4 protein-coding genes and 1 pseudogene are annotated in these 3,904 nt (G+C 68.8%); all 5 read left to right on the forward strand.

Annotated elements, in window-relative coordinates:
* Positions 1 to 597, forward strand: coding sequence for a Uma2 family endonuclease (locus VF697_RS17390; RefSeq protein ID WP_331096389.1), 597 nt, complete (start codon positions 1 to 3; stop codon positions 595 to 597).
* A 61-nt stretch (positions 598 to 658) separates the two neighbouring features.
* Entirely contained in the window at positions 659 to 1,489 is an 831-nt protein-coding gene (locus VF697_RS17395) for an ion transporter (protein ID WP_331096391.1), read from the forward strand.
* A gap of 49 nt (positions 1,490 to 1,538) precedes the next feature.
* Positions 1,539 to 2,150, forward strand: coding sequence for a Uma2 family endonuclease (locus tag VF697_RS17400; RefSeq protein ID WP_414641303.1), 612 nt, complete (start codon positions 1,539 to 1,541; stop codon positions 2,148 to 2,150).
* Between the two features lie 116 nt (positions 2,151 to 2,266).
* A complete protein-coding gene (tgt, locus tag VF697_RS17405; protein ID WP_331096395.1) occupies positions 2,267 to 3,445 on the forward strand; it encodes a tRNA guanosine(34) transglycosylase Tgt in 1,179 nt (392 codons plus the stop codon).
* A gap of 4 nt (positions 3,446 to 3,449) precedes the next feature.
* Positions 3,450 to 3,904 (forward strand): annotated as a pseudogene (locus VF697_RS17410) (methyltransferase); the annotation flags it as partial.

Raw genomic sequence — 3,904 nt, forward strand, 5'->3', positions numbered from 1 at the left:
ATGGCCCCCTCCGAGCCCCCGTCCACCGAGCGAAACGCCCCGTCCGTCGAAGCGGCCTTCCAGGCGGCTCCAGACGAGATGGTGGCGGAGATCCTCGATGGCGAGCTGCACCTGAGCCCTCGCCCGGCCCGCCCGCATGCCAACGTGGCGGCGAACCTGGGCGGCATCCTCGTGGCTCCCTTCAAGTTCGGGAGGGGAGGACCGGGCGGCTGGGTCATCCTCGACGAGCCGGAACTCCACCTCGGCCCCCGTCCGGACAAGCTCGTACCGGACCTCGCCGGCTGGAGGCGCGAGCGCTTGCCGCAAGCCGTCGGAGGAGATGATGCCCCGGCGCATTACGGCCTCGCCCCGGATTGGGCCTGCGAAGTCCTCTCCGCGAGCACGCGGCGCAGGGACAAGGGCCCGAAGATGCGCATCTACGCTCGGGAGGGGGTGCGGCACTTGTGGCACGTGGATCCCCTCGCCCGCACACTCGACATCTTCCGGCTCCAGGGCGGTGACTGGCTCCTCGTCCAGTCCTTGACCGAGGAGGAGCGGGTTCGCGCCGAGCCGTTCGAGGCTATCGAGTTCGAGATGGCGCTCCTCTGGTCCGAATGAGGAGTCGCTGGCGCTCCGATACGAAGCGCCCCGCTCAGGGCAACTCGTCTACACTGGGCGCGTGACGCTCCACTCCGAGCAGAGTCCCCCCGCGGGGGGAGTCCGTGCCTGGCTCCACGAGATCATCTTCGAGTCGCACACCCCCGCGGGGAAGGCGTTCGACGTGGCGCTGCTGTGGGCCATCCTCCTCAGCGTCCTCGCGGTGATGTTGGAGAGCGTGGGCCCCATCCGCGCGAGGTACGGGGCACACATTCGCATCGCGGAGTGGGCCTTCACCGTCCTCTTCACCCTGGAGTACGTGCTGCGGCTCATCGCCGTCAGTCGCCCCCTGCTCTACGCGCGGAGCTTCTTCGGCCTGGTGGATCTGCTGGCCCTCCTGCCCTCCTTCGTGAGCCTGGTGCTGCCCGGAGCGCAGTCGCTGCTGGTGGTCCGGGTGCTGCGCCTGTTGCGCGTCTTCCGCGTGCTCAAGCTGGTGAGCTTCCTCGGGCAGGCCGAGGTCCTCCTCACCGCCCTGCGCGCGAGCTGGCCGAAGATCACCGTCTTCCTCGGCGCGGTGCTGAGCACGGTCGTCATCATGGGCTCGGTGATGTACATGGTGGAGGGCGAGGCGAACGGCTTCGACAGCATCCCGCGGGGGATGTACTGGGCCATCGTCACCATGACGACGGTGGGCTTTGGCGACATCACCCCCAAGACGGTCCTCGGGCAGTTCATCGCGTCGGTGCTGATGATCATGGGCTACGGCGTCCTCGCGGTCCCCACGGGCATCGTGTCGGTGGAGCTTGCTGCGGCCTCCCGGCACGTCATCAACCCCGAGGCCTGTCCCGGCTGTGGTGCCGAGGGCCATGACGCGGACGCGGTGCACTGCAAGCACTGCGGCACCCGCCTCTGACGCGACCTTCCTGCCGGCGGCTTCGGGATTGCACAGCACGAGGGCCATGATGAAATCCTCTCGCATGGCGCCCTCCGAGCCCCCGTCCACCGAGCGCAACGCCCCGTCCGTCGAAGCGGCCTTCCAGGCGGCTCCGGAGGAGATGGTGGCGGAGATCCTCGATGGCGAGCTGCACCTCAGCCCTCGTCCGGCCCGCCCGCATGCCAACGCGGCGTCGATTCTGGGCGCCCTCCTCGTGCCTCCCTTCAGACTTGGCAGAGGAGGACCGGGTGGTTGGGTCATCATCGATGAGCCGGAACTCCACCTCGGCCCTCGCCCGGACAAATTGGTGCCGGACCTCGCCGGATGGAGGCGCGAACGTCTGTCGCGAGCCGTCAGTGGGGAAGAGGCCCCGGCGCATTTCGACCTCGCGCCGGACTGGGCCTGCGAAGTGCTCTCCGAGAGCACGCGGCGCCGGGACAAAGGCCCGAAGATGCGCATCTACGCTCGGGAAGGGGTGCGGCACCTGTGGCATGTGGATCCGCTTGCCCGCACGCTCGACATCTTCCGGCTCCAGGGAAGCGACTGGCTCCTCGTCGCCTCCTTCGCTGGAGATGCGCGGGTCCGCGCCGAGCCGTTCGAGGCCATCGAACTCGAGCTGGCGCCCCTCTGGTTTGAATAAGGTGCTCTCTTCCCTTCCCAACAGGAGGGCTCCTACACGGTGGCACGCCGAGCGAGGGGGCGGCCATGCGGATAGCGGGCATGTCCCGCGCCCGTCACGGGTATAAGGCGGCGCCAATGGCCGTCCGCTTCGAGCTCGTCACCACCGACCCCTCCGGGGCCCGTGCCGGGGTGCTTCATACCCGGCGTGGCTCCATCCCCACGCCCGTCTTCATGCCGGTGGGCACCCACGCCTCCTTCCGCCACCTCGGCATGGAAGAGGTGAAGGCCACCGGGGCGAAGATCATCCTGTCCAACACGTACCACCTGATGCTCAAGCCGGGCATCGACGTGTTCAAGCGCTTCGGCGGCATCCACCCCTTCATGCAGTGGGATGGGGCGGTGCTCACGGACTCGGGCGGGTTCCAGATCTTCTCCCTCCCCGAGGATCGACTCATCACCGAGAAGGGCGCCCACTTCCGCAGCTTCCACGACAACAGCCGCCAGCTCCTCAGCCCCGAGTCCAGCATCGCCATGCAGCAGGCGATCAACTCGGAGATCATGATGGTGCTGGACGTGTGCATCGACTCGCGCACGGACGAGGCTGGCACGCGCGAGGCCATGGAGCGCACCCACCGCTGGGCCCTGCGCAGCCTCGCGGCCAAGAACCAGGTGGACACCGGTCAGGCCCTCTTCGCCATCGTCCAGGGAGGTGTCCACCCGAAGCTGCGCGACGAGAGCGCCGCCTTCCTCACCCAGCACCCCTTCGACGGCTTCGCCATCGGCGGCCTCGCGGTGGGCGAGACGAACGAGGAGCGCAAGACCATGACGGCGCGCGCCGCCGCGTCGCTGCCCCAGGACAAGCCCCGCTACCTCATGGGCGTGGGCACCCCCACGGACCTGCTCGAGGCCGTGCTGCGCGGCGTGGACATGTTCGACTGCATCATCCCCACGAAGATGGCGCAGCAGGGCTATGCCTATACCTTCCAGGGCCTCGTGCGCATCACCCGTCAGGCCTTCCGGCTGTCGGACGAGCCGTTGGATCCGACGTGCGACTGCAACGTGTGCAAGAACTACAGCCGCGGCTACCTGCAGCACCTGATGAGCGGCAAGCACCACATCGGCTCGCGCATGCTGTCCGTGCACAACGTGCACCACTACCAGCAGCTCACCTGGAAGATGCGAGATGCCATCCTCAAGGGCACCTATGCGCAGGCCTACCGCGAGCTGAAGCAGCTCGTCGCCACGCCCAAGGACCTCAAGGACGCGAAGCTCGAGGCGGACGCCGGCTCCGTCACCCTCAAGGAAGTGGGCTGAGCGCGTGGACTCCGAGAATCCTCGCGATGGGGACTTCGAGCTGGTGACGCTGCGCAACGGCTCGCGGGCGGTGCGGCACCTCGGGCATGGCGAGGTGATGCACCCCTCGGTGGGCCCGTGGCAGGAGGCGCTGCGCCTCTACGTGGAGCAGCCGCGCTTGGCCGAGCGCCTGCGCACCCCGGGCGCGCCCCTCGTCATCCACGACGTGGGCCTGGGCGCGGCCACCAACGCGGTGGCGGCGCTCACCTGCGCCCGTGAGTTGGGCGCCGAGCGCCGGCGGGCCCTGGAACTGGTGAGCTTCGAGGTGGACCTGGCGCCGCTGCGGCTCGCGCTGGCGGACGCGGCGGGCTTTCCCTTCCTGCAACCCTTCCGCGAGGCGGCCGAGGCCCTCATGCGCGATGGCATGTGGGAAGGGGAGGGCGTGCGCTGGAGGCTGCACCTGGGGGATGCGCAGGGGCT

Source organism: Archangium sp. (assembly GCF_036388035.1).
Classification (GTDB): domain Bacteria; phylum Myxococcota; class Myxococcia; order Myxococcales; family Myxococcaceae; genus Archangium.